This window comes from Methanobrevibacter sp., assembly GCF_017539065.1.
Lineage (GTDB): Archaea > Methanobacteriota > Methanobacteria > Methanobacteriales > Methanobacteriaceae > Methanocatella.
The window spans coordinates 1-25,114 of sequence record NZ_JAFYHP010000009.1 but is presented as its reverse complement, the minus strand read 5'-3'; the positions used below and the strand labels follow the sequence as shown (position 1 = coordinate 25,114).

Here is a 25,114-nt window from a genome sequence, read left to right as displayed (position 1 = left end):
GTAGTAACAATATATATACAAATGAGGTGTTATTCATGGATGCTGTAACCAAAGAAAAATTGAAATTAGCGCAAAGATTCAAAAAAGAGAACAAAATTGATGAAGCTGAAGAAATTTACCGTGAATATTGGGAAACTTCCCAAGAAGACTTCTCAGAATTTGACAAAACTACTTTCAGTTGGATATTATACAACAAATACATTAAAAATAACGAAGATATTGATGAAATACTTGAAACCACTGAGTTAATTACAGAACTTAAAAAACAGGAAGACCAATCAAAAGGAATCAAATATCCATGTCCTTATACCTTATCTGTAATAAAACTTCTTGAATACTTAAATAAGAATAATGATTTTGAAGATGTTCTTATCTGGGCAGAAATGCTAAATCCTAACTATTTAAGTGCAAAGGCAAGTGATTTTAATGGAAGAAAATATCCCTCCCCTAAAGAAAAATACTACAGTCAAGTAACTAAAGCTCTTCTAAAGCTCGATGAAATCGACAGATGTTATGAAATGTCAAAAGAAGCACTTGAATTAGAAGAGTTGACAGAGGACATCTGGTTTAAATGGAGATTGGCCAAATGTGCTAATGAACTTGGAGAATATGATGAAGCAATTGGATATCTTAAAGAGATTATGGCTAGAAAACCCGATTGGTACATAAAAGCTGAAATAGCTAACAGTTATTATTTCAATGGAGACTTTGACAATGCCCTATCTTATGCAATCGATGCTGCATTAACACCGGCCCCAAGTGAAAGCAAAGTAAATGTATATTCATTAATTGCCGATTTGGTTGAAGACGAATATCCGGAAGAAGCTTTACAGCACAGATATTTAGAATACAGCATTAGACTTAACAAAGAATGGAATATTGAGGACAGATTAACCGAAAAAATTAAGGAAGCTGGTCTTGACACCGAAAACACCGAATACTGGAAAATCGAAAAAGAGCTTAAACCGTTTTGGAACAGCTTCAAATACAAAGATCAGGACCTCAAATATGGAATTATAAGCAGCATATTCTCTCATGGAAAATCAGGATTTATAGAGGGAGAGGACGGTAAATCCTATTACTTCGTAAAATATGATTTTAAAGGAAGAAATGAAGATTTCAAGGAATATACCAGCGTTAGTTTCTACATAGAAGAAAGGCTCGATAAGAAAAAGGGTGTAATGAAACCTAATGCAGTAAACATTAATACAATGGATTAATTCAAGTGGATTCATAATCCACACTTATTTTTTAAAAAAAAAGAAAATTTGAGAAGTAATTATCTAATTACTTCCACAATCATGTCTAAGTTTTCAGATTGGAGGATATCCACTTTCTTACCGGATGCTCCAACAATCTCCTTTTTGATGTTCAACATGTCTTCAGGAACTACAATCTCTCCGATTGACAATTCATGATTTTGTTCTAGAACAGAACCGATTTCATCAATATCGGTTGATTTTAAATAACCGATGATTTTGCCTGCATCTCCTTTGAAGGTAGGTCCGATTTGAGACATGTCAGGTTCCACTTCAATGATTTTTTCATGAACTTCAGGTTTTCCTGAGCTAATTGCCAAGTCCTTGATTTTTAAGGTTCCTTTCAAATCGTTATCGAATTCATTGAATATGTCTACTAATGACTCATCTGAAGTATATACATTTACTTCAGCAAGTTCAGCATTTAATGGGATTTTAGATGCTGATTTGAATCTTCTTACTTCATCAATCAATTCAACAGTAGTTTCTCCTTTGTTTTCCATTTCTTCACTGATCAATTCATCATATACTTCAGGCCATGAAGTGGTGTGAATTGACTCGTCTGAGAAGTATTGATAAACCTCTTCTGTGAAGAACGGTGCAATAGGAGCCATCAATTTTAAAGATGTTTCAACAACGGTTCTTAAAGTGTATTTTGCAGCTTTTCTTGATTCATCTGAAACGTCTGTGTATAATCTGTATTTTACGGCTTCAATATATTCGTCACAGAAATCATGCCAGAAGAATCTTTCGATAGATGTTATTGTTTCTGCAAAATTGTAATCTGCAAATGCCTTGTCTACTGTTTTATTCAAGTTATTGAGTTTTGATAATATCCATAAATCAAGAGGACCTAAATTATCTTTAACTTCATCATATGATACTTCTTCATCAAAGATTTGCATGCTGATGAATCTGAATGCGTTCCAGAATTTTCTGAGGAATCTGTATCCATGTTTGATATCTTTCCAGTCAAATACGACATCGGATCCAGGCACACTGTTGGCCGCCCAGGTTCTTAATGGGTCGGCACCATATTTTTCAATGACCTCTTCAGGACCGACAACGAATTCAGGACGTGATTTACTCATTTTATTTCCATCTTCACCGAATACCATACCGTTAATCACAATGTCATCAAACGGTTTTTGACCAGTCAATGCAATACATCTTAAAGTTGTGTAAAATGCCCATGTACGAATGATATCATGTCCTTGAGGACGGAGACTTGATGGGAAATGATTAACATAATCTTCATCAGGCCAGCCTGCAATGGATAACGGTGAAATTGATGAATCCATCCAGGTATCAAGAACATCCTCTTCTGGAATAAATTCTTCGCAACCACATTCACATGCATGTTTTGGCTTGTCAACAGTAGGATCGATTGGCAAGTCTTCAGGTTCAGGTAATATTACTTTTCCACAGTCCTTACAGTACCATACAGGTATTGGGGTTGCAAATATCCTTTGTCTTGAGATACACCAATCCCATTCCATGGAATCCGCCCAGTTTATCATACGGGATTTCATGTGGTCAGGAACCCATTTCATTTCATCTGCAGCAACTTTTGTCTTATCAATCAAATCGCGTACTGCAACGAACCATTGCTTTTTGACAAGAATCTCAATAGGAGTTTTGCATCTCCAGCATTGTCCGACATTTTGATCAACTTCTTCCTGTTTTAATAAGTATCCTTCAGCATCCAAATCTTCAATGGTTTGCTTTTTACAGGTTTGTAAGTCCATTCCTTCATATCTTCCGGCAGCAGCGGTCAATGTACCAGTTTCATCAATCGCATTGATGATTTCCAAATCATATTTTTGAACCCAGCTTACGTCAGTTTTGTCCCCAAAGGTACAAATCATTACTGCACCTGTACCGAATTCAGGGTCTACTTCTTCATCTGCAATAATCTTTACTTTTTGATGTGATAAAGGCACTTCCACATATTTTCCTAAAAGGTGAGCGTATCTTTCATCTTCTGGGTGAATTACAACCGCTACACAAGCAGACATCAATTCAGGACGAGTGGTTGCAATAAGAATGCCTTCAGTTTTAGCGTCAGCCTGTTTACCTGATGCCTGTGAGGATGCGATATCTTCATATGAGTCCTCAACTGCAGGAGGGAAGTTAACATAGTTTAAAAATGTAGTATTATCACTGTATTCAACTTCCGCAAAAGCAATTGCTGTCTGACAACGAGGACACCAGTTTACAGGGTGAATGCCCTGATAGATTAATCCATCTTCATACATTTTTAAAAATGAATATTGGGTCCTTTTCATGTACTCGGGAGTCATTGTAACGAACTCTCGAGACCAGTCCTGTGAATAACCCATTGCTTTCATGTCTTTTTTCATGCTTGCAATGTTTTTAGTGGTTAAATCAACACAATATTGTCTGAATTGTGTTCTTGAAACGTCATTTTTATTGATATTGTGAGTTTCTTCAACTTTCACTTCAGTTGGAAGACCGTGACAGTCCCATCCCTGTGGGAACAGTACATCATATCCTTTTTGTCTTTTATATCTTGCGTCCATATCCATATAAACCCAATTTAAAACATGTCCTAAGTGGATTGCTCCTGTTGGGTATGGTGGGGGAGTGTCTATTATATATCTAGGACGAGAACCATCTCCAATGTATTTGTAGATGTTTTCATCTTCCCATTTCTTCTCCCATTCTTTTTCTTTTTTGAAATCATAGTCTTTAGGAATTTCTTGGTTTGACATAAATTTTCTCCTAAAATAATTAAATAACAATAATATTTTTAATTATGTATTTTATTATTTAAAAATATTAAGTAAATAGATAACTATATTATATAACAAAATCAAATTATTAATATTATCAAATAAAAGGACTGTGTAAAAAAATGGAATTATTATGGTTTTATGTTGCTGTCGTATTAGCTATAAGCGATGTATTGCACACCACATTAATGTGGAAAGTTTTAAATAACTTTTACATTTTGTTAGGTGGTTTAATACAACAATCCACTCATTCTACATGGCAAACATGGCTAGCGCACGAAATAATGGAAGCCGGATTCCATTTTGTAGTACTATCAATAGTGTTTTTAAATCCAACTATTGGAATTCTAGCAGCCCTTATTCACTTTGTAGTCGATATTTCACATACTATTTTCATACGAAATATGGGCGAAATAGAACATAGAGCACTTCACTTTGTAGTTGAATCTCTATTTTTCATGTTAATTTACGGATTATAAACTAATGGAGTTATTAGATGCCAGTTATAACATTCAAATATCAAGATTTAAAAGATTTAGGAATAGATATGGAGAAAGATGAATTAATAGACACATTGCCAATGATGTCCAGTGACATTGAGGACTTTGATGATGAGGAAATCAAAGTGGAATTCTTCCCAAACCGTCCGGACAATTTATCTGTCGAAGGAGTTGCTAGGTCTTTTAAAGGATTTATCGGTCAGGAAATCGGATTGCCTGACTATAATGTTGAAGAATCCGGAGAATATGTAACAGTGGACAGCGATGTCGCTGCAATCAGACCATTTATCGGATTTGCAAAAATCGATAATGTTGACTTTTCTGGCGATAAACTCAAATACTGCATGGATTTCCAGGAAAACCTTCACTGGGTTATCGGAAGAGACAGGAAAAAAGTGGCTATCGGTATTCACAATGCAGATGTTGTTGAAGGACCGTTCAAATATATCGCCACTCCAAAAGATGCAAATGCATTCGTTCCATTGGAAAAAGATAGCAAAATGACTCCAGACCAAATCTTAACTGAACATGAAAAGGGTAAGGATTACGCTCATCTAATTGAAGAATTTGATAAGTATCCTTTAATTCTTGATAAAGATGATAATGTTTTATCCATGCCTCCAATCATTAACGGAGAATTAACCAAACTCAAAGAAGATACCAAAAACATCATTGTTGATGTTACAGGTACTGATGAAAGGGCAGTTAATCAAGCATTGAATATTATTTGCTCATCATTTGCAGAAGTCGGAGGCCAAATCAAATCCATGGAAGTCAGATATGAAGACAAAACCATTGTCAGCCCTGATTTAACCCCACAGGAAATGAACGTTCATGTTGATACCGCCAACGAGTTAATTGGCGGAACTAATTTAACTGCTCAGGATATTCATGATCTACTCTTAAAGGCACGTTTTGATGCAGAAATTTTAGATGACAATGAAGTTAAAGCCATTATTCCTGCATATAGGGTAGATATTTTGCATGAAGTGGATGTTGTTGAAAATATCGCAGTCCAATACCATATCAACGATGTGGTAGCTAAATTACCTGACATCAATACTGTTGCTTATGAAAATAACTGGTTTAAAGCGGAAAGTACTATCCGTGAAGTAATGATTGGATTAGGATTCCAAGAAGTAATGAGTTTAATGCTTACAAGTGAAGAGGCACATTACAAAAACATGAACCAAGAAGAAAAACCTCATGTTCAAGTTGCAAGGCCAATTACAATTGACAGAACCATGATCAGAACTAGTTTAATCAATAGTTTAATGGAATTTTTAGAAGACAACAAACATGAAGACTTGCCTCAGAAAATATTCGAAATTGGTGATGTTTTATACATAGATGAAACTAAAGAAAACAAGACTGTCGCTTCTAAAAAATTAGCAGGAGTAATCTGCCACTCAACCGCTAACTTCACTGAGATAAAATCCGTTGTAACAAGTGTTTTGGCAAACCTTGGATACACAATGGAAATTGCTGACAGCGAAAATAAGACATTTATTGCAGGTAGAGTAGCTGATGTTACTGGTGTGGCTCAAAAAGGTTCTATTAAAGGTTTCTTTGGTGAAGTTTCACCTGAAGTAATTACTAACTTTACACTGGACTATCCTGTTATTGCATTTGAAATTGAATTTTTAAATTAAATTCTTTTTCAATACCATAATTTTCTCATTTGTGTTTCCATAGCTGAGTAATTACTCACTTGTGGTGAAGCATCATAATTATTGAAAAGGAATATCAGAATTAATAAAAAGATTATAATAGCTATTAAAATTATTGTCCATCTCCTCAATTAAATGCCTCCACCATGAAAAATTATCATTAATCAATAAGTTTAGCTACATCTTCACCCTTAGGTGTTAATCTATATACTCTATTTTTACGTTTTTCTTCATTGATACATTCAGCAACACCACATTCCTTAAGTTCACGCAAGACCTTAGAAATGTGATTTGTACGAACTCCGATGTCTTCTGCTAAATCAGTAGGGATTTTATTACTGTCATTGAGAGACCTTACAGATTTTTCCCTATAGGAAGAACTTATTACATATCCATATACTTTTAGAGTTTCATCATCCATAACCATATCTCCATTTATTCACATGTTATTAATATATTATTCTCCTATCATAGTTAAACTTATTGTTCGGTTATGCCTTGGCCCATCAAGTTCTATGAAAAATACTGACTGCCATGTGCCCAAGTCCAATCTGCCGTTTTTGATTGGCAAACACTCACTTGAAGAAAGCAAGAACGATTTCAAGTGTGACTTTGCATTATTGTCAATTCTATCATGATTATAGCTATACTTATCAGTGATTATATTGTTTAACGTGAATTCCAGATCCTTTAAAAGGCCGGACTCGTTTTCATTGACAACGATGGCCGAAGTGGAATGTTTTGAAAAAATAGAGATTATTCCCTCTTCAATATCGACCAATTCGTTAATTTTTGAAGTTATATCAATGATTTCAAAGTTTTTATTAGTATTAATTTTTAAAGAATGAGTTTTAATTGTCATTGATATTAATTAGTATTTCATACTATAAATAAAAGAAAAAAAGAAAAGGAAAATTTCATTCTTCGAATTCCTCTTTACGCCAATATCCATAGATGAGACAGAACATTATGGACAAAATACTTAATACAACAAGACCTGAGGTATTGGTAAGTTCTTTGGAAGTTGTTACAGGCGGAACAATTTCATATGCTTTTCCTTCCTCGGAGGCATCCCCACTTCCAGAATCTCCTGCATCCAAATCCCCATTGGATAATGCATCATTACCCCTGTCTGAGGTATCTTGAGATGGAATATCTGAGCTGTTTTTTCCATAGTTACCGGATTTATCTGAATTAACTACATGCGATCCTGAGGAATCTCCACCAGTGGATGTTCCTTGAGAATTAGAATTCCCTTGGACTTCAGAAGCGCCATCATTACCCTCAGCATTATTACCGTTTTTCCCATCACTTGAAGAAGTTTGAGAATCCTTAGCATTGCCTTGATCGCCAGATGCTTTTAAATCAAATTTAACAAATCTGCCCCCAATTTCGGCTGCAAGCTGATGGTCGACATTAGGATCCACTTCAGCATCGATGATTGCCCTACCATTAATAAATGTTGCAGTATACTGATTTCCGTCAACATCGACTCTAGCTTGAAATGTTGCAAATTCATTTACTGGATTGCCTGATGAATCCCTCATCTGAAATCCTATAGTATTTCCGATTACAAATGAATCCATTCTCATTAATGAAGCTATAAGTCTTGGACAAACAAATGTATTTTCTGGATCTGTTGAATCATACCAATTTTCACCCAATGGAAAATCATCGTTTTCCCAATAATTTTTTGCTTGGAAAAACTCATTATGAGCCAGGTAATTATGTTCTACCTTGAGAATTGAATTTCCACTACTTCTAAATCCGCTACCTAATAAAAAACCGTTACCTGTTTCAAATCCTCCCATACTGGAACGAGGATCCTTACGGCTGTGGGTTAATGAATTTGATTTAACTACATCATTAGCAGATGTTGAATTAATATAAATGCCATTAGTATTTTCAAAAGCATTATTGTGATTAATTAAATTATTTGAAGAGACTCCATTAACCGTGATTCCATTTAAATCATTGTGATGGATTGAATTATTAGTTATGTTACAATAATGCATGTTTGTTGTTTCAATTCCGGATTTCTTATTATATGAAATCTCATTCTTTTCAATTAAGCTATTCTGAACATCTTGAAGTTTAATTCCGTTCTGTTTAGCTCTTGAAATATCATTGCCATATAATGTAATTTTATCTGAATTTTTTACAAAAACGCCGTTTTGTCCGCCGGCAATCTTATTGTCGGAAATTTTGATATTATTAGAGTTATCAACAAGAACACCATAATCGCTATCCGAAGCGATGATAGTTATTCCTGACAAGACACTTCCTGCTGCTTTTGATGTAAAGTAAAATCCGAAAGTTTTATCTATGCCCATACTCTTAGCTTTATCGTTTACTACGTCAGATGCATGAACTGTGCTACTCATTTTAGAGATAATATTTAATTTCTTATCTACAACCAATGAGATATTATTGTATTCCTCATCAGTGAACTCCAAAGTGTCCCCATCATTTGCATTATCAAATTTTGATTGAATTTCATCATTTGACAAATCGGATGTTATGTGAATAGCAGTATCTCCATCAGAAAGAATAGTCATATTGTCATCTTGAATATCAGCTGAACTAACAGATGAAACTAAGAATAAAAACAATAGAGATATGAAAAAAAGATTTAACGCTTTTTTATACATATTATAAACTTCCTAATTTATTATTTTAATAATCAAAAAGTGAACAAGAATAATCCCATTAAAAATTATCCATGTATATATAATTGACTAACGATTAATATTTTGATATCCAATATATATAAATCTAACCACTATAACAAAGTTATATTGTGAAATCAACACGATATAAATAGAATTACATTAAATAAATGTGCTTAACAATGTTATATTAAGAATTAAAGACATTTGAATTTAAATAATATGAAAATCAATATATAATTAATTACTTATCGATTGAATTATTCATAATAATAAATTGAAGTAATTGAATGAAATCATTTAAAAGAGGTAAAATATGAATAAGAAGAGTTTAATATTAGCTATCTCGTTAGTATTAATTGTTTTCTTAAGTTTAAGCATGGTATCTGCAGAAGATATTTCTGATGACGATAATACAGATAGTGACATTCTACAAGTAGAAGATGCCGATGCCGTAACTGCTAGTGAAGTGACAGTTGAGACAACAGATACTAATGATGATATCCAAAACAAAATCAATGGCCTCAATGATGGGGATACATTGACTTTTCAAACTGGAGAATATACAGATATTATTTTATATGTAAACAAAAGCATTACAATAAACGGTAATGGTGCAACATTACATGGTTTGAACAACCTTGTGTCCGCTGATAATCGTATCCCGGACATAATCCTCAATAAAACTACTGACGGAGGATATGGAATTTCCAATCCTGCAACATTATATATCCTAGGAACAAATAATCTTGTTTTAAAAGACATAACCATCATTGCTGGTCAGAATAGTGCAACCGATAAGGGAGACGCTACTAAATACAGCAACTGTTTAGTTTATAACTATAAATCAACCAATACTCAAATTACCAATTCAACATTTGATGGTTCATCATGGGGTATTTATTTCTTCCAATCCACAGGAGGACTAATTGAAAAAAATATTGTTAAAAATCAAGGAATTACTGGAATATTCAACTTCCAAACTCCAAATACAATAATCAGAAACAATACTGTAATAAATGCCAAAAACCATGGTATTGATGTAAGACACAATATTGGGCCAAATGTTACCGTTGTTAACAACAAAATTGTTGGAGCTAAAGAAGGTCTTTATCTATTGCACTCCGGAAAACATACTGTAACCGGAAACACAATAATCAATTGTTCTGAAAGCTCAATTACATGTTGTGGAGCAAACAACATACTTATTGAAAATAATACATTCCAAAATTCAAGAATTGGTGTTTTGTTAGCTGGAAGTGCACCTTCAGGAGGCAATTATGTCCCATATACAAACATTACCATCGGAACAAACACTTGGAAATTAGATCAGTTACCGTTCCCTCCAACTTTCACATGCTATGTTGCTGAAGCAAAAAGTGACTATGCTTCTGTTGATACAATGATGGGAACACACAGTGACAGTCTTTATGGCGACACTTATACAGAATACACTGAAATTCCGGCTCTTGGACCTATTGTAGTTGATTATGATACCCTTTTAAGACCTACTTCAACAAATAAGACAATTACCGCTGGAATGACTAATGAACAAATCCAAGAAACAATTAACTCCATGAACAATGGAGACACTTTATTGTTTGAAGAAAATGCTGTATTTGAAAATATTTGCATATACATCAACAAAAACATAAAAGTGATTGGAAACAACGCCACCTTAAAAGGCGTAGCTAGTGTAAGTTATGATTATGTGCCTGAAATCGTTACAAACAAAACTACACAAGGAGGATATGCAATTCCAAATATCGCAGTCCTATATGTATTAAATACAACCGGTGCAGTTATCAGCAACTTAAATATTGTAGCTAATTATCCTAAATACACCATGCCTTGTCAGGCAGGAGATAACGATAATTATCGTGCATATTATTCTACTGGAATTTATGGTGGATTAAGTAAAAAGTTAACAATCACCGGATGTAGCATTACTGGTGCTTCCTGGGGTATTTTCTTAGGTGGAAGGCCTGACGGAGACTATAAATATGGTTGTCAAAATGCAACAATCACAAATAACATTATCAAAAATCAATACACAACAGGTATTATGAACTTTGCATCTCCAAACTCCATAATTGCAAACAATACAGTAACCAATGCGGTTAACCACGGAATTGATGTAAGATTCCCTGCAGGATTTGGAGCAAAAATCTTCAATAACACTATTTCTGGCTCAAAAGAAGGAATTTACCTTTTACATTCATACGGACATTATGTTTACAACAACACTATATTAAACTCAAAAATCAGTTCAATAACCTGTTACGGATCACATGACGAATATATATTCAACAACACTTTCACCAAAAGCAGAGTAGCAATTTTACTTGGTGGATCAGCAGGTACTTCATACTATAATGTAACTATCGGTAAAAATTATTTCACAGGTGATGTATTGCCATTCCCACCTACATTTGCATTTACTCTTGTTAAATCTGAAAATCAATACAATGATGCAAGTGCAGTAATGAGAACATATTCCGATAAAGAGATTGTTACCATCTCCGCTCCGGACATTACTTTTGATGTTAATGAGGAAGGTATCCTAACAATTACCTTAATCGATCAAAACAATAAAGCAATGGCTGGAAAAACAATAAGTGTAACAGTCAATAATGGAAACTACACTGCAACAACTGATGCAAATGGTATTGCAACTATACCTCTCAATTTACCTGAAGGAACATACCCTGCAGAAATTAGCTTCGCAGGAAATGATAATTATAAACCTGCAAAAGTTAATAGTACAATAACTGCAAAAAAAGTTAACACTGAATTAACTGCAGCAAACCCTACAGTTTACGTACAAGCAATTGCTAAAGGACTTAAATATCAAGTTACCCTTAAAGATGCTAGTGGAAAAGCAATAGCTGGCAAACAAATTGTTGTTAACTTCAATGGTGTTGATTACAAAGCAAACACAAATGCACAAGGTATTGCTACAGTTACCCTTAAAGCAACAAAAGCGGGATCTCTTAAAGCTGAAATTAAATTTGCGGGTGATAATACTTACAATGCAGCAAGTAAAACTACTACTGTGAAAATCACCAAAGAAGCATCCAAATTAACTGCTAAAAAGAAAACTTTCAAAGCTAACAAAAAAGTTAAAAAATATGCAGTTACCCTAAAAACCAAATCAGGTAAAGCAATTAGCAATGCTAAAGTAACCCTCAAAATCAAAAACAAAAAATTCACAGCAACTACCAATTCAAAAGGTAAAGCTACCTTTAAAATTAAAAAATTAACTAAAAAAGGTAAACCAAAAGCTAAAATAAGCTTTGCAGGGGACAAATACTTTATTAAATCCAGTGCAACTGTGAAATTAACATTTAAAAAATAGAAGAGATTAATTCTCTTCTTAAATTTTCTTTTTTTAAAAAAAAATCAGTAATATTTGTTTCTGCGGTCGACAGCCGTATAGATGATAAATAATCCAATGATTATCATTACTATCTGTGGAAATACCGCTGCAACAATGGCTGGAATCAATCCAAGATTAACCAATAACCATAAAACACCATAGATTACTATTATAATGCCGAAAACAATAGCAATCTTATAAGTCAAATCCCTAACATCGGGAATATCAAACATTGGCATTCTATCACTATAATTCTTTTGTACCTTCATCAGTACCGATAATTACCTTATCTACCATTTGTGAAAAGATTCCGTTTTCAACAACACCAGGAATTGTGTTTAAATCTATTTCCAAATGTGATGGAGATTCAATTTTATCGAATTTGGCGTCAATAACAAAGTTTCCATTGTCAGTTATGACAGGACCATCTTTTCTTTGGGCCATTCTAATCTCGCAGGTTGCTCCCATATCTTCCAGTTCCTTTATAACCATTCTTGATGCATCTGGAAGCACTTCAACAGGAACCGGGAAATTACCTAATTCTTCAACAACTTTGGATTCATCAACAATGACAATGAATGTTTCTGCGGCATAATCCACGATTTTTTCCTTTGTGTGAGCTGCTCCTCCACCTTTAATTAGATTAAAGTCAAGGTCTACTTCATCTGCCCCATCAACTGATAAGTCAATGTCATGTTCTTCCAAGGTAGTTATTGGAATGTTCCATTCTTTGGCTTTTAATAATGACTGGAATGATGTTGGAATTCCCATTACATTTATTCCTTCATCACGGATTCTCATTCCCACTTTTTCAATGAAGAAATGTGTTGTTGAACCTGTTCCTAGTCCTAAAACCATTCCATCTTTAACATATTCGGCAGCTTTGTATCCTGCATTCATTTTACTAGAACTATTACTACTAGTATCTTTCATTTAAATCACGAATCCTAATGTTAATTTATTAAGGTCTAAGCCTTTTTTACATTTTTCCTTATGTTTTCCGTTATTTTCCAAAACGATGCATTTATCGTTTTCCACAAGGCCGTCCGGGAAACATAAATCATGAAAATCACATGCCTCATCACATTCAGGAGCATTATATGTAAATGTTGACCCTTCAAAAATATTTTTTGAAGTTGTCAGTACGTCTATTTCAGCCCTTTCAACTTCAACAGGAATAACCTTGCCCCCTGCATGTACTGAACAGTTCTGTTCATTTTCCTTTACTGCAGTAACGACATATTTCCTATTCAATTCCAAGTTTCCAACACATGATGATTTAAATCGACAATCTTCACACTCCTTAGCGGGACCTAAAAAAATAAATTCCTGGCCTTCTTTTGCTAGATCAATGCCTATTAAAGTAATCATCTAAATCACCTCGGTTTTATACGCTAATTCGTAAGCTGCTTCTTTTGAAATTCCATTATCTCCTAAAATAGTATATCTTTCAGGCCTGATGTTATGAGCCATCATCAATGCTTCAATAATATCTTCATCAGCAATTCCAATTTCCGCAGCAGATGTTGGGGCCTGTACAGCTTCTAGGGAACTTTTTATTGCCTTCCAATCCCCACCATGCAAGTACATCATCATTATTGTACCCAAACCACATTGTTCGCCGTGTAATGCAGGTTTGTCAAGGATTTTATCAAGTGCATGGGAGAACAGATGCTCAGATCCGCTTGCAGGGCGTGATGAGCCAGCAATGCTGATAGCCATTCCTCCGCTGAACAACGATTTCATAACTATGCGCGCACTAGGTTCAAGATTAGGTTTAATGTTAGCAATGTTGTCGGTAATCAAGTGAGCGGACATTATTGACAATGCCGCCGCTGACTCGGAAAATGATTCGTTTTTCAAACGATGTGCCAATTCCCAATCTTTAATGGCTGTGAAGTTTGCAATCAAATCTGCACAGCCTGCAGCTAGTAATCGGAATGGAGATTGTGCAATAACCTCTGAATCTGCAATGACTGCAATTGGAGAGTGTGCATTAACTGATATTGAAGTATTAGGATTTTTTATTGATGCCATAGGAGATACGATACCGTCATGTGAAGCAGTTGTTGGCATTGAAACAAAATAGACTCCTTTGTTGTATGAAGATAATTTAGCTACGTCAATAACTTTTCCTCCACCTACACCCAAAACTGTTGTATCGGGAGTGATGCATTCTTCAACTTCAGATATTGATTCGGCAGATGCATTATCAACTTTAATTACATCACATTCAATATCTTCCTTTTCAAGGCTTTCAATTACAGGTTTTGCACCTACATCATATGTATGTGAACCGGTAACGATTAAAATCTTATTATCTAAATGCAATGATTTGCAAATCTCTCCGGTAAGTTTAATAATGCCCGGATCGATGTAAACTTCACGAGGCATTTGTATTTTCCTATTACTCATAATATCTCCTAAATTAAATTATACATTAATATATATGTGCAAAATAATTATAAATAACTTTCTTAATTAAATTTAATAGTAATTAAGGACAAATAATTTAATATTATAAAGAAATTACTAGGTGATATGGTGGAAAATTTTGATGAATGGTTTCATGATATTTTAGAGAATGCAGATATAACAGATTCAAGGTATCCTATTAAGGGAATGGCAGTTTGGATGCCATACGGTTTTCAGATTAGAAAACACACAATGAACATTATTAAAAGATTATTAGATAAAGACCATGATGAAGTACTTTTCCCAATGCTAGTTCCTGAAAGCGAACTTGCAAAAGAAGGAATACATGTTAAAGGATTTGAAGATGAAGTGTACTGGGTAACCAAAGGAGGTTCAAGAGACTTAAATGAACATTTGGCCTTAAGACCAACCAGTGAAACCGCAATCTACCCGATGTATTCATTATGGATAAGAACCCACATTGACCTTCCAATCAAGCTTTATCAAATCGTGAATACATTCAGATATGAAACTAAACATACCCGACCTTTAATACGTGTAAGGGAAATTACCACATTTAAAGAGGCGCATACCGCTCATGCAACAAAAGAAGAGTCTGATGAACAAATTCAAGACTTTATTGGAATTTATAAAGAATTCTTTGATGATTTGCAAATTCCATATTTGATTTCTAAAAGACCTGAATGGGACAAGTTCCCTGGTGCAGACTACACTATGGCCTTTGATGTGATTATGCCGAACGGTAAAACCTTACAGATTGGAACAATCCACAATTTAGGCCAGACATTTGCAAAAACCTTTGACATTACCTTTGAGGATAAAGACGGGGAGCACAAATATGTTTATCAAACCTGCGCTGGAGTATCTGATAGGGTTATCGCATCTGTCATTGGAATTCATGGAGATGAAAAAGGATTACGATTACCACCAAAAGTATCACCGAATCAAGTAACCATAATTCCAATCTTATTTAAGAAAGGAAAAGAAGAAGTTTTAGCAAAATGTGCAGAAATCAAAGAACAATTAGAAACTGCAGGTCTCAGAGTCAATATCGATGACAGAGACATTAGACCGGGTAAAAAATTCAATGATTGGGAATTAAAAGGAACTCCTGTTAAGCTTGAACTTGGACCAAGAGATTTGGAAAACAATATCACTGTAGCAATGAGGCGAGATGAAGGAGAAAAAATAGAAATTGCCCTTGATGACTCATTAGCCGACAATGTTATTGATTTATTAAATAAATCTAGTGAAAATCTCTCTGCAGCCGCTTGGAAATTCCAAGAAGAGCATGTTAAATTCACAGAAGACATCAACGAGATTTCAGAACTTGTCGAAGCGGGTTATGTTGTTCGCTTTAGATGGTGTGGGGACGAAGCAATTGGAAAAGACATTGAAGAAAAAACCGGCTATGATATATTAGGCATTCAAGAAGAAATCGCAGAAGGAAAATGCATAGCCAGCGATAATGATGCTAAATACATGGCTTTAATTGCTAAAACATATTAAGTGATTTAAATGGATAATATTTATGCAATAATTCCTGTTACTACATTCAAGAATGCTAAAACTAGACTTTCTCCATTTCTCACAGAGGAAGAGCGGGAAAATCTCCTAAAGGTAATGCTTCAGGATGTAACCGATACCTTAAAAAAATATGTGGATAAGATATTCATTATCAGCCGTGACAAGGAAGTATTGAGTTATGCTGAAAGTCTAAACGTGAATACAATTTTGGAAAATGAAAATTCAAATTTGAATAAGGCTTTAACCCAAGCAATGAAACTCTGCAAAGGGAAAACCAAAAAAATAATAATTGTTCCCAGTGACATTCCCCTAATCGGTAAAACCAATGTTCAAATGTTAATTGACGCATCCAAAAACCTAGATTTCATTATCGTTCCATCAAAAGGCGGCGGAACCAATATGATTATCATGAAGCCTATGGCCATCCGCACAAGATTTGAAGGATTCAGCTATAAAGAACATGTCCAGGTTGCCGAGAAGAAAAAATTAAATCCTCAAGTTCATGATTCATTTTTCATGGCATTAGATGTCAACACTACAGAAGATTTAGGTGAAATCATGATTCACGGCGAAAAAACTCACACAAGACAATATTTAAAGGAATTGAAAGTGAATGTTGAGTCTTTCCGTGGAAGCGAACGCTTGAAAGTTACAAGAGATGATTAGATGATTGTAATGTCAATTGCAGGTGTTGATCCATCAGGCGGCGCAGGCGTTTTTGCTGATTTAAAAACATTTCAAGCCATCGGAGTTTATGGAACAGGAATTGTCACCGCATTAACCGCTCAAAATCCATATAGATTCTTTTCAACATCCCCGGTTTCACCGAAATACATTGAAGAACAGATTGATAGTGTTTTGGATGCCTATGAAGTTGAATTTATTAAAACAGGAATGCTTTATTCACCGGAAATTATTAAATTAGTGGCTAAAAAAGTTAATGAGTACAATCTAAAAGCTGTGGTTGACCCGGTTATGGTTGCAACTTCCGGTGGTGACTTAACCAAAGAAGACTTGGCAAAAGCAATGAATAAATATTTGCTTCCGCAGGCGGTTTTGACAACACCAAACATCTCTGAGGCTGAAAAATTAACTGATTTAAAGATTACAAATAAAGAAGATGCAATCAAAGCATCCGAATTGATTAAATGCAATAACATTATTACTGGCGGCCATTTGGATGGAATAAATACCATTAACATTGATGGCGAAATTTCTATCGTCAAACAAGAATTAATCAAAACAGATAATCTTCATGGCACAGGCTGTAATTTATCTGCAGCAATTACTGCATATCTTGCAAAAAGCAATGATTTAAGCACTTCAATCCTAAAATCCTTAGATTATGTATATGAAGGAATAAAAAATGGAAATTATGGGACATTAATAGCTAAAATATAACTATTCACCCATATCTAACTTATCGACAATAGATTCCTGAAGTGCAATGAACTCTTTGGAATCTCTTTTTCTTGGTCTTTCGATGTCTACTTCGATGATTTGATCTATCCTTCCAGGATTTTTCCCCATTATAACAATCTTGTCTGCCAGATAAACTGCTTCATCGACATCGTGAGTTACAAAAACAATTGTATTTTCAAATCTTTTCCAAACTCCAATTAGCTGTTCTTGAAGCTTGTGTCTATTTTGCATATCCAATGCAGAAAATGGCTCATCCATAAGTAGGATTGGTGAATGATTAAGCAAAGATCTAATAATTGCGACCCTTTGCTTCATACCTCCTGAAAGTTCATGAGGATAGCTATCTTTAAAGTCAATTAAACCTACTCTTGTGAGATATCTTTCTGCGGTTTCAATGTTTTCTTCCTTTGAACCCTGATTGGTCATCTCCAAACCGAAGGTTACATTCTGAAGAACTGTTAACCATGGAAATAGTGAATATTGCTGGAAAATTACTGCTCTGTCTCCTGACGGTTTTGTAACCTTTTCCCCATTTGCAATGATTTCCCCGGAGGTAGGCTGGTCAAGACCTGCAATCAACCTTAAAAGTGTGGTCTTTCCACATCCTGACGGACCCAAAAGACAAACTAACTCCCCATCATCAATAGTCAGATTAATGTCTTTCAATACTGATAATTGGTCAGTTTTTTTACTTATAAAGGATTTATTAATATTTTTCACTTCAATTGCCATATTAACACCTACCAGAATATCTTGTCTTGAGCCTTAGTAAATATATAATCAAAGATAATACCAATTAACCCAATATCCAACATACCAACAACAGTGGTTCCCGGATCAAACAAACTTGTTGCTGTTAAAATCATATAACCTAAACCACTACTTGAACCAACCATTTCGGCTGAAATTGTACACATTAAAGCAATACCAATACCCACTTTTAAACCTGACACAATATAAGGAATTGTAGACGGCAATATTACTCTTTTTAAAACGTTCCAATCACTTGCACCTAATGTTTGAGCTGATTCAATTAAAACTTTATCAGTTCTTTTAACTCCATCAATTGTGTAAACTAAAATAGGGAATACACAACCCATAAAAATAATAAATACAGCCGGAACCATACCGATTCCAAACCATAAAATAGAAAATGGAATCCATGCAACAGGAGGAATTGGCCTTAGGATACTTATAACTAATGTAGCAATATCTTCTAAAATTTTATAGCTTCCAAGCAGAATTCCTAAAGGAATTGCTACAACAGATGCTAAAATCAAACCTCCAAATACTTTATATAATGTATCTAATGTGTTTGCAAGAAGCTTACCATTTAATATTAACTCCCAAGCAGAATTGCAAACTGTAATCGGCCCAGGCAGGATATATGGATTAACAATACCCAATCCTTCAGTGATTAAATACCAAAAAATAATTATACAAACTGGTAAAATCAATGGAATAAACTTACTTCTATAATTTTCAAACATTACATCACTTAATAAAAATTTTTTTATATATAATTAATTAGGTTTTAATAATATAAAAACTTTAAAAAAAATTTTGGCCATCCTAAATATTAACATATATATTTTAATAAGAATAAATTAAAAATGTAAAGAAAGATGATACCGGTGAAAAATTGAACATACACAAAAAGTTTTTCTCAAAAATAGGGACCAATTACTTGATACTTGGAGCGATTGCATTAATATGTCAAATAATCCTTATCAATATATTAAATGCAACTCATCCGGAATATGTGGCTGACATAAATATATTAAGCGGATTGGCATCATTTTGTAATTACGTAATTCCATTTCCAGTTTTCTATTGGCTAATGAAGAAGTTAAAGAAAGTGGAAATAGAAAAAAATGGTGTTGATTTGAAAACATTCTTCATTTACATTTCAATTACATTGACCTTGATGTGGATAGGAAACATTATAGGATTGGCCGTAACAATGCTTCTTAGCGGTGCGATTCAAACCGATATTTCAAATCCCGTCCAGCAATTAATCAACAGCGCCGACATATGGTTCAACTTACTGGTCATTAGTATCATAGCTCCAATCTGTGAAGAAATAATTTTCAGAAAGATGTTGATTGACAGAACAATCAGATACGGTGCAAAAGTATCCATAGTCCTTTCCGCACTAATATTCGCATTCTTCCACGGAAATCTGAATCAATTCTTCTATGCATTCCTGATGGGAGGATTCTTCGCGTATGTATACATAAAAACCGGGAAAATAACCTACACTATTATTTTACATGCCATCGTGAACTTTATGGGATCTGTCATGAGTATAATGGTTGCAAATGCAGCTACATCCCTTCAATCAGGATTCAATCCAACTGATGCAACAATTCTAGTGGTCTACATTACATTATTATTCATTTTCATAGCGGTAGGTTTCTACGGATTGATTACATTTAAAAAAGCTAAATTAGATGGTAAAAAAACAGAAATAACATTGGAAAATCCTATAAGAACCGCACTGTTAAATTATGGAATGGTCTTATTCATGTTATTTTTCATAGGTGAAATGATTTATCAGATAATGGGTTAAAGAGGAGCAGTATATGTCCTCTTTAGAATTAAGCTTTATCTTCTCTTTCTTCTTCAATAGCTTCAACAACACTATTTAAAATTTGAAGTGATTTGGAAAATGCAGGCATACCTGAAGTTAAAAGAACTACTCTTAAAACATCCACGATTTCATCTTTTGTAATGCCCAATACTTCAATAGCGCTTCTGATTTGTTTTTTGGTAGCTCTTGCATCAGCACGAGAAGCGGCAATTCCAATAGCAATTAATTTTTGAGTTTTATAATCTAATACTTTAGCATTCCAAACAGTACTGTTGATATCGGAAACTAACTCATATAAATCAGGATATTCCCCTTCTAACTCTCTTATACCTTTTCCGTAATATACATCTCCTTTCATATAATAACCTCAATTATTTTAATTAATAATAGTTTACTTTTTTAAATATATATAACTAGTTATTACAGTTACATTTCTCAATAACTTAACCAACGTTATGTTAAAAGAGGTTATGTTTTCCAATAATAGATAAGATTGACAGAATGTGTTGGATATGTTTGATTAAAAATTTATATTATGTTTAGTTTTATATTATAATTTGAGAGCAAAAAGTAGTAAATATTTTGTATAGTATACGTGCAAAATCCATTATGCTTAATTTTTAAGGAATATATTTTAGATCTATGGAAAGTAACGCATTCTTTCGCCAACTGATAAAAGTGTTGTCAACATTTTGATTTTCATTGACGTGAAGAATATATGTAGCCTTACCGTGAAGATTGATATTTCCTGAATGCATAGGCAAGAATTGAACCTGCAAAATTCTGCAAAACAGAATAAAGCGCTCCCGGAACTGTTGCCTGAGATAAGTTTGGAAAATGGGTTTTTGCAAGGCTGGTTGACAAACCTGAATTTTGAAATGCCAATTCGATAGCTACTGTAATTATCTGTTTTCTGCCCATTCCTGCAAGGTAGCCAATTCCAAATCCAATTAACATTGCAAGGAAATATTGTAGGACAATGACAATGAGTATTATACCGGATGAAGTTAAAATAGCTTGTTTATTAGCTCCAATAACTCCTGCAACGATTAAACAAATTACAATAGAAGATGCTGTAGGCAGATACACTTTTAATTTTTCACAAAAATTAGGGAATTTGTAATTCAGGATTAAACCCAAAATAATTGGGACAATCACTATTTCAATAATTGAAATGAACATGTCAACCGGATTGAATTGAATTTGATTTCCTATTAACAATAACGTGATTATCGGAGTTAATATGGGTGAAATCACAGTAGAAACTGCAGTCAAAGAAACGGACAATGCCACATCTCCCTTTGCAAGAAAAGTAATGACATCAGATGCAGTTCCTCCAGGAACGGTTCCAACAAGAATAAGTCCAGCTGTCAAAGCAGTATCAAGAGAAAATGCGCTTGCAAGAGTAAATGCCATAAGGGGCATTATGACATATTGTGCTGAAATTCCAACTGTAATTTCCTTAGGATTTTTGAACACATTAATGAAGTCATCCACTTTCAATGTGGTCCCCATTGTAAATAGAACAATGCTTAAAAGTAAATTGATAACGTTGATGCCATTATATTCACTTAAAACCCATTTAAATGAATTTGGATAAGCTAAAGAAATAGCCACTGCCACCAATATTACTATAAAAAAATATTTCTCGATGAATTCAAAAATCCCTTTCATACTTTAATTTTTAATTTTTAATATAAAAAATGTTTTGATTTATATTATCCATAATTTAAAAAATAGAATTTTAAAAATTGAATAAGGATATCAAGATATCAAAAAATACGCTAGTAATAATCTAAAAAAAATAAGATGTTGGGAGTTTTATAATCCTCCCAAAAATTAACTAATTATTTAATGGTAATTGTTTTACTTGCACTGGATGCTTTGTAATAACCGTTCCCTGCAAATGTGATTTTTGCAGAATGTTTACCTTTTTTAGTTAATTTTGTAATTTTAAAGATAGCTTTACCGTTAGAATTGGTTTTAGCAGTGAAAGTTTTGCCTTTTATTTTTAAGGTAACTTTAACATTTTTAATAGCTTTGCCTTTGTTATTTTTTAAGGTAATAGCATATTTTTTAACTTTGGTTTTGGATTTGAAAGTTTTCTTATTAGCGGTTATTTTGGAAGCTGCTTTTGTGATGACAATTTTATTTTTTCCAATCACATTATTGTATTCAGTATAAACGTAATGTGTCCCCGCTGCTAAATTCAGTGAAAGGGTTGCAACACCGTTTTCATCAGTCCTTCCAACATAATCTTTATTATCTACTGTAAATATGACAGTTTGTTGCGCTACGGGTTTATCACCATCAAGAACTTTTATTTTAAAGACAGTATTTCCAGAATAAACCTGAGTTATATCAGTGGCGTTAAAAGTAATTTTTGAAGTTGTTCCCCCAAGCATACTTAAAATTGAAGATATGTCAAAAGAACCGGTTCCATTACCAGTCATGTTCATTATCTGGGTTAAATTGAAACTTGTTCCGTTACCAAAGGTCATGTTACTGTTCAATAATTGAGTTATATTGAAGCTTGTACCATTAATGTTTATAGTGGTGCCGTTCAATAAGCTTCCTAAATCAATTTTGGTACCGTTACCTAAATCAAATGTAATGTTTGAAAAATCAAACTTAGTGCCATTTCCTCCTTTACCACCAAAGGTAGATCCAGAACTTAAACTAGAATCTGCAGCACTGTTATCAACAGACAAAGTTGGCTCATCTGCCTCACCAGCATTTTCTAAGACAGCATCATTTTCAACAACAGCACTTTCTAAGACAGCATCATTTTCAACAGCAATATTTTCATCAACATTATCAATAGCTTGAACTTCATTTGCATCTGAAACTTCAATTACATCTGATACATTATCTACAGCACTTACTGCACTAACGAGACACAATGAAATTAAAACCATAAAAACTAAAAATAAACTTTTATTAATTTTCATTTTTTTTCCTCCGTTTTTTAATAATTAATAATAAATCTAATATATATTCTCTGTATAACATGAAATGTTTTCTTTTAATATCCTAAAAGATTGGAAATGGGATATTTAATCCCTCATATATTTATAAATCAGATATACTCCGATAACTGCACTCAATACGAATCCTATAAATCCGATTGCAGAAATGTCCCAGACTTTTGGACCTTTATCTGCCAAGATTGCGATAGATGAACCTATGAGCAATGCAGCTACAATCAGGGATATGGATAACTGATTTTTCAAATCATCCAAACCGGTATGGTTCATATTTAATTCAAGTTCGCCTCTTTCAACCTTATCAAGGGTGCTGTTAAGTCTGTCAGGCAAATCTTTTAATAAATGTTCGATTTCCACGATATAGTTAAATCCACCTCCGACAAGGTTTCCTGGTTCGAATTTTGTTTTAATCATGTCTTTAGCGAATTTTTCAAGTTCGGCTGTGAGATTGAAGTGTGGGTCTAATTTGTCTCCAGCTTCTTCAATAAGTATTAATCCCCTTCCAATCATTACAAACTCTCTTGGAAGAACAATATTGTGGTTAATCATTACATTCATCAAATCATCGAATATACCGTCCATTTGATCCATGTCAACGCCAATGTAGGAGTTCAATAGGTCATCAACGTCTTCCCTGAACTCTTCAGTGTTCTGTTCTGGAGTGATGAGTTTCATGTAAAGCAATTGATTGATTAAATGGTGTGAATTTCCATCCAACAGAAGCAAGACTAATTGAGCGAAGTTTGAGCGGAATGTGTCGTTGACTACTCCCATCATTCCGAAGTCAATGTAGCAGAGCCTGTTGTCATGGGTTACGAATAGGTTTCCTGGGTGAGGGTCTGCGTGGAAAAATCCGTCAATCAATACTTGTTTTAAATATGATTGGCATCCATATTGTGCGATTTCTGCATTGTTGATGCCTTCAACTTCAGTGTCATATAAATCAGGCAATTCATATCCGTCAATAAGTTCCATATTTATGAGTTTGGAAGAACAATATTCCGGATAAACTTCAGGTATCTTAATATATTCTACATCTTTGAAGTTATTTGTTATTTTATTAATGTTTTTTACTTCTTCCATGTAGTTCAATTCTTTAAAGATTGACCTTTCGAATTCTTTGGCCATTGCAGGCAGGTTATATACCCTTGATCCTGAAATGTGTTTGTCAACGGTTGCGGCCACTTTATTCAATACTACTACATCAGGTTCGATAACCTCACGAATTCCAGGTTTTTGAACTTTAACTGCAACATCCATGCCGTTTTCCTTTAGTGTTGCTTTATAAACTTGGCCGATTGATGCTGACCCGAGCGGCTCTTCATTAAATTCTGAATATACTTCTTCTAATGGCTGTCCGAGTTCGCCTTCAATGACTTGTCTTATTTCATCAAAAGGAGTTACTGGGGTGTTATCCCTAAGCAATTTTAAGTCATCAGCTATTTCATTACCGACCATATCCGGCCTTGTAGCTAACAATTGACCTAATTTAATGAATGCTGGACCCAATTCTTCCATTGCATATCTTAAATCTGAGACTTCAAAATCCTCATCATCTTCATTGTCTTTTAATAATTTTGCCAAGTGGTGTCTTTTTGCAACACCCATAATCTCATCAAAACGTTGTCTTGCAACTTTTTTATCTTGTTTTGCCATATACTCAACCCATAAGTTTTAATACAAATTTTATATTCAACAGTGAACTATATTTTTCATGATGTTAGTTTGAATATTTTCTCTTCTGTTCATCTAAAAAATCTTATAGTCCTCGATTGGAATATAAAATAAATTAAACATTAATATTTTTTATTCATTATTATATATAAATATAATTAGGCTATATTGAAACATGTTCATAAAAAAACAAATACCCTCTTTAAATATAAAATTCTAAAAATTGTTCAAAATTTCAAAAT

22 protein-coding genes are annotated in these 25,114 nt (G+C 33.8%); 8 read left to right on the top strand and 14 right to left on the bottom strand.

What is annotated here, in order from left to right:
• Nucleotides 1–35: 35 nt before the first annotated feature.
• On the top strand, nucleotides 36–1,220 hold the full coding sequence (locus tag IKS50_RS01310) for a M48 family metallopeptidase (protein ID WP_292844179.1): 1,185 nt from the start codon (nucleotides 36–38) through the stop codon (nucleotides 1,218–1,220).
• A 59-nt stretch (nucleotides 1,221–1,279) separates the two neighbouring features.
• On the opposite strand, the gene IKS50_RS01305 is transcribed toward IKS50_RS01310, so the two are convergent.
• Nucleotides 1,280–3,994, bottom strand: a complete 2,715-nt coding sequence (locus IKS50_RS01305) for a valine--tRNA ligase (protein ID WP_292844177.1) — start codon at nucleotides 3,992–3,994, stop codon at nucleotides 1,280–1,282.
• A gap of 143 nt (nucleotides 3,995–4,137) precedes the next feature.
• Here IKS50_RS01305 and IKS50_RS01300 point away from each other — a divergent pair, with 143 nt between their 5' ends.
• Entirely contained in the window at nucleotides 4,138–4,494 is a 357-nt protein-coding gene (locus IKS50_RS01300) for a hypothetical protein (protein ID WP_292844175.1), read from the top strand.
• 17 nt (nucleotides 4,495–4,511) lie between these two features.
• On the top strand, nucleotides 4,512–6,167 hold the full coding sequence (pheT, locus tag IKS50_RS01295) for a phenylalanine--tRNA ligase subunit beta (RefSeq protein WP_292844173.1): 1,656 nt from the start codon (nucleotides 4,512–4,514) through the stop codon (nucleotides 6,165–6,167).
• A gap of 178 nt (nucleotides 6,168–6,345) precedes the next feature.
• Here the strand turns inward: pheT and IKS50_RS01290 are convergent, their stop codons facing one another.
• From IKS50_RS01290 to IKS50_RS01280, 3 genes are read right to left on the bottom strand one after another with little or no spacing between them, the layout of a single operon-like run.
• The gene (locus IKS50_RS01290; RefSeq protein WP_292844171.1) at nucleotides 6,346–6,606 is read right to left on the bottom strand and encodes a winged helix-turn-helix domain-containing protein; all 261 of its coding nucleotides are present in this window, start codon (nucleotides 6,604–6,606) and stop codon (nucleotides 6,346–6,348) included.
• A 36-nt stretch (nucleotides 6,607–6,642) separates the two neighbouring features.
• Entirely contained in the window at nucleotides 6,643–7,047 is a 405-nt protein-coding gene (locus IKS50_RS01285) for a secondary thiamine-phosphate synthase enzyme YjbQ (RefSeq protein ID WP_292844169.1), read from the bottom strand.
• Nucleotides 7,048–7,102: 55 nt separating this feature from the next.
• Nucleotides 7,103–8,836 (bottom strand): nitrous oxide reductase family maturation protein NosD, encoded by a 1,734-nt coding sequence (locus IKS50_RS01280; RefSeq protein ID WP_292844167.1) that lies wholly within the window; start codon nucleotides 8,834–8,836, stop codon nucleotides 7,103–7,105.
• 334 nt (nucleotides 8,837–9,170) lie between these two features.
• Here IKS50_RS01280 and IKS50_RS01275 point away from each other — a divergent pair, with 334 nt between their 5' ends.
• Nucleotides 9,171–12,212 (top strand): NosD domain-containing protein, encoded by a 3,042-nt coding sequence (locus IKS50_RS01275; RefSeq protein WP_292844165.1) that lies wholly within the window; start codon nucleotides 9,171–9,173, stop codon nucleotides 12,210–12,212.
• 44 nt (nucleotides 12,213–12,256) lie between these two features.
• On the opposite strand, the gene IKS50_RS01270 is transcribed toward IKS50_RS01275, so the two are convergent.
• From IKS50_RS01270 to IKS50_RS01255, 4 genes are read right to left on the bottom strand one after another with little or no spacing between them, the layout of a single operon-like run.
• Entirely contained in the window at nucleotides 12,257–12,472 is a 216-nt protein-coding gene (locus tag IKS50_RS01270; RefSeq protein ID WP_292844163.1) for a hypothetical protein, read from the bottom strand.
• Nucleotides 12,473–12,479: 7 nt separating this feature from the next.
• Nucleotides 12,480–13,166 carry a ribose-5-phosphate isomerase RpiA gene (gene rpiA, locus IKS50_RS01265; RefSeq protein ID WP_292844161.1) on the bottom strand — a complete coding sequence of 229 codons (687 nt, stop codon included), beginning with the start codon at nucleotides 13,164–13,166 and terminating at the stop codon, nucleotides 12,480–12,482.
• Nucleotides 13,167–13,604: a UPF0179 family protein gene (locus IKS50_RS01260; RefSeq protein ID WP_292844159.1), complete on the bottom strand. Its 438-nt coding sequence runs from the start codon at nucleotides 13,602–13,604 to the stop codon at nucleotides 13,167–13,169.
• The gene (locus IKS50_RS01255; protein WP_292844157.1) at nucleotides 13,605–14,648 is read right to left on the bottom strand and encodes an NAD(P)-dependent glycerol-1-phosphate dehydrogenase; all 1,044 of its coding nucleotides are present in this window, start codon (nucleotides 14,646–14,648) and stop codon (nucleotides 13,605–13,607) included.
• A gap of 126 nt (nucleotides 14,649–14,774) precedes the next feature.
• Between IKS50_RS01255 and proS the strand changes: the two genes are divergently transcribed.
• From proS to thiD, 3 genes are read left to right on the top strand one after another with little or no spacing between them, the layout of a single operon-like run.
• On the top strand, nucleotides 14,775–16,178 hold the full coding sequence (gene proS / locus IKS50_RS01250; RefSeq protein WP_292844155.1) for a proline--tRNA ligase: 1,404 nt from the start codon (nucleotides 14,775–14,777) through the stop codon (nucleotides 16,176–16,178).
• Nucleotides 16,179–16,187: 9 nt separating this feature from the next.
• Complete coding sequence (gene cofC / locus IKS50_RS01245; protein ID WP_292844153.1) at nucleotides 16,188–16,862, top strand: 2-phospho-L-lactate guanylyltransferase; 675 nt, start codon at nucleotides 16,188–16,190, stop codon at nucleotides 16,860–16,862.
• A complete protein-coding gene (thiD, locus tag IKS50_RS01240; protein ID WP_292844151.1) occupies nucleotides 16,863–17,597 on the top strand; it encodes a bifunctional hydroxymethylpyrimidine kinase/phosphomethylpyrimidine kinase in 735 nt (244 codons plus the stop codon).
• Here the strand turns inward: thiD and IKS50_RS01235 are convergent, their stop codons facing one another.
• Nucleotides 17,598–18,350 carry an ABC transporter ATP-binding protein gene (locus IKS50_RS01235; RefSeq protein WP_292844149.1) on the bottom strand — a complete coding sequence of 251 codons (753 nt, stop codon included), beginning with the start codon at nucleotides 18,348–18,350 and terminating at the stop codon, nucleotides 17,598–17,600.
• Nucleotides 18,351–18,358: 8 nt separating this feature from the next.
• Complete coding sequence (locus IKS50_RS01230) at nucleotides 18,359–19,108, bottom strand: ABC transporter permease (protein WP_292844147.1); 750 nt, start codon at nucleotides 19,106–19,108, stop codon at nucleotides 18,359–18,361.
• A gap of 152 nt (nucleotides 19,109–19,260) precedes the next feature.
• Here IKS50_RS01230 and IKS50_RS01225 point away from each other — a divergent pair, with 152 nt between their 5' ends.
• Nucleotides 19,261–20,190, top strand: coding sequence for a CPBP family intramembrane glutamic endopeptidase (locus IKS50_RS01225; RefSeq protein WP_292844145.1), 930 nt, complete (start codon nucleotides 19,261–19,263; stop codon nucleotides 20,188–20,190).
• Between the two features lie 28 nt (nucleotides 20,191–20,218).
• Here the strand turns inward: IKS50_RS01225 and IKS50_RS01220 are convergent, their stop codons facing one another.
• From IKS50_RS01220 to IKS50_RS01205, 4 genes are all read right to left on the bottom strand, one after another.
• Nucleotides 20,219–20,569: a carboxymuconolactone decarboxylase family protein gene (locus tag IKS50_RS01220; protein WP_292844143.1), complete on the bottom strand. Its 351-nt coding sequence runs from the start codon at nucleotides 20,567–20,569 to the stop codon at nucleotides 20,219–20,221.
• Nucleotides 20,570–20,937: 368 nt separating this feature from the next.
• Entirely contained in the window at nucleotides 20,938–21,885 is a 948-nt protein-coding gene (locus IKS50_RS01215) for a bile acid:sodium symporter family protein (RefSeq protein WP_292844141.1), read from the bottom strand.
• A gap of 173 nt (nucleotides 21,886–22,058) precedes the next feature.
• The gene (locus IKS50_RS01210) at nucleotides 22,059–23,162 is read right to left on the bottom strand and encodes a hypothetical protein (RefSeq protein ID WP_292844139.1); all 1,104 of its coding nucleotides are present in this window, start codon (nucleotides 23,160–23,162) and stop codon (nucleotides 22,059–22,061) included.
• 105 nt (nucleotides 23,163–23,267) lie between these two features.
• Nucleotides 23,268–24,854, bottom strand: coding sequence for an AarF/ABC1/UbiB kinase family protein (locus IKS50_RS01205; protein WP_292844137.1), 1,587 nt, complete (start codon nucleotides 24,852–24,854; stop codon nucleotides 23,268–23,270).
• Between the last annotated feature and the right edge of the window lie 260 nt (nucleotides 24,855–25,114).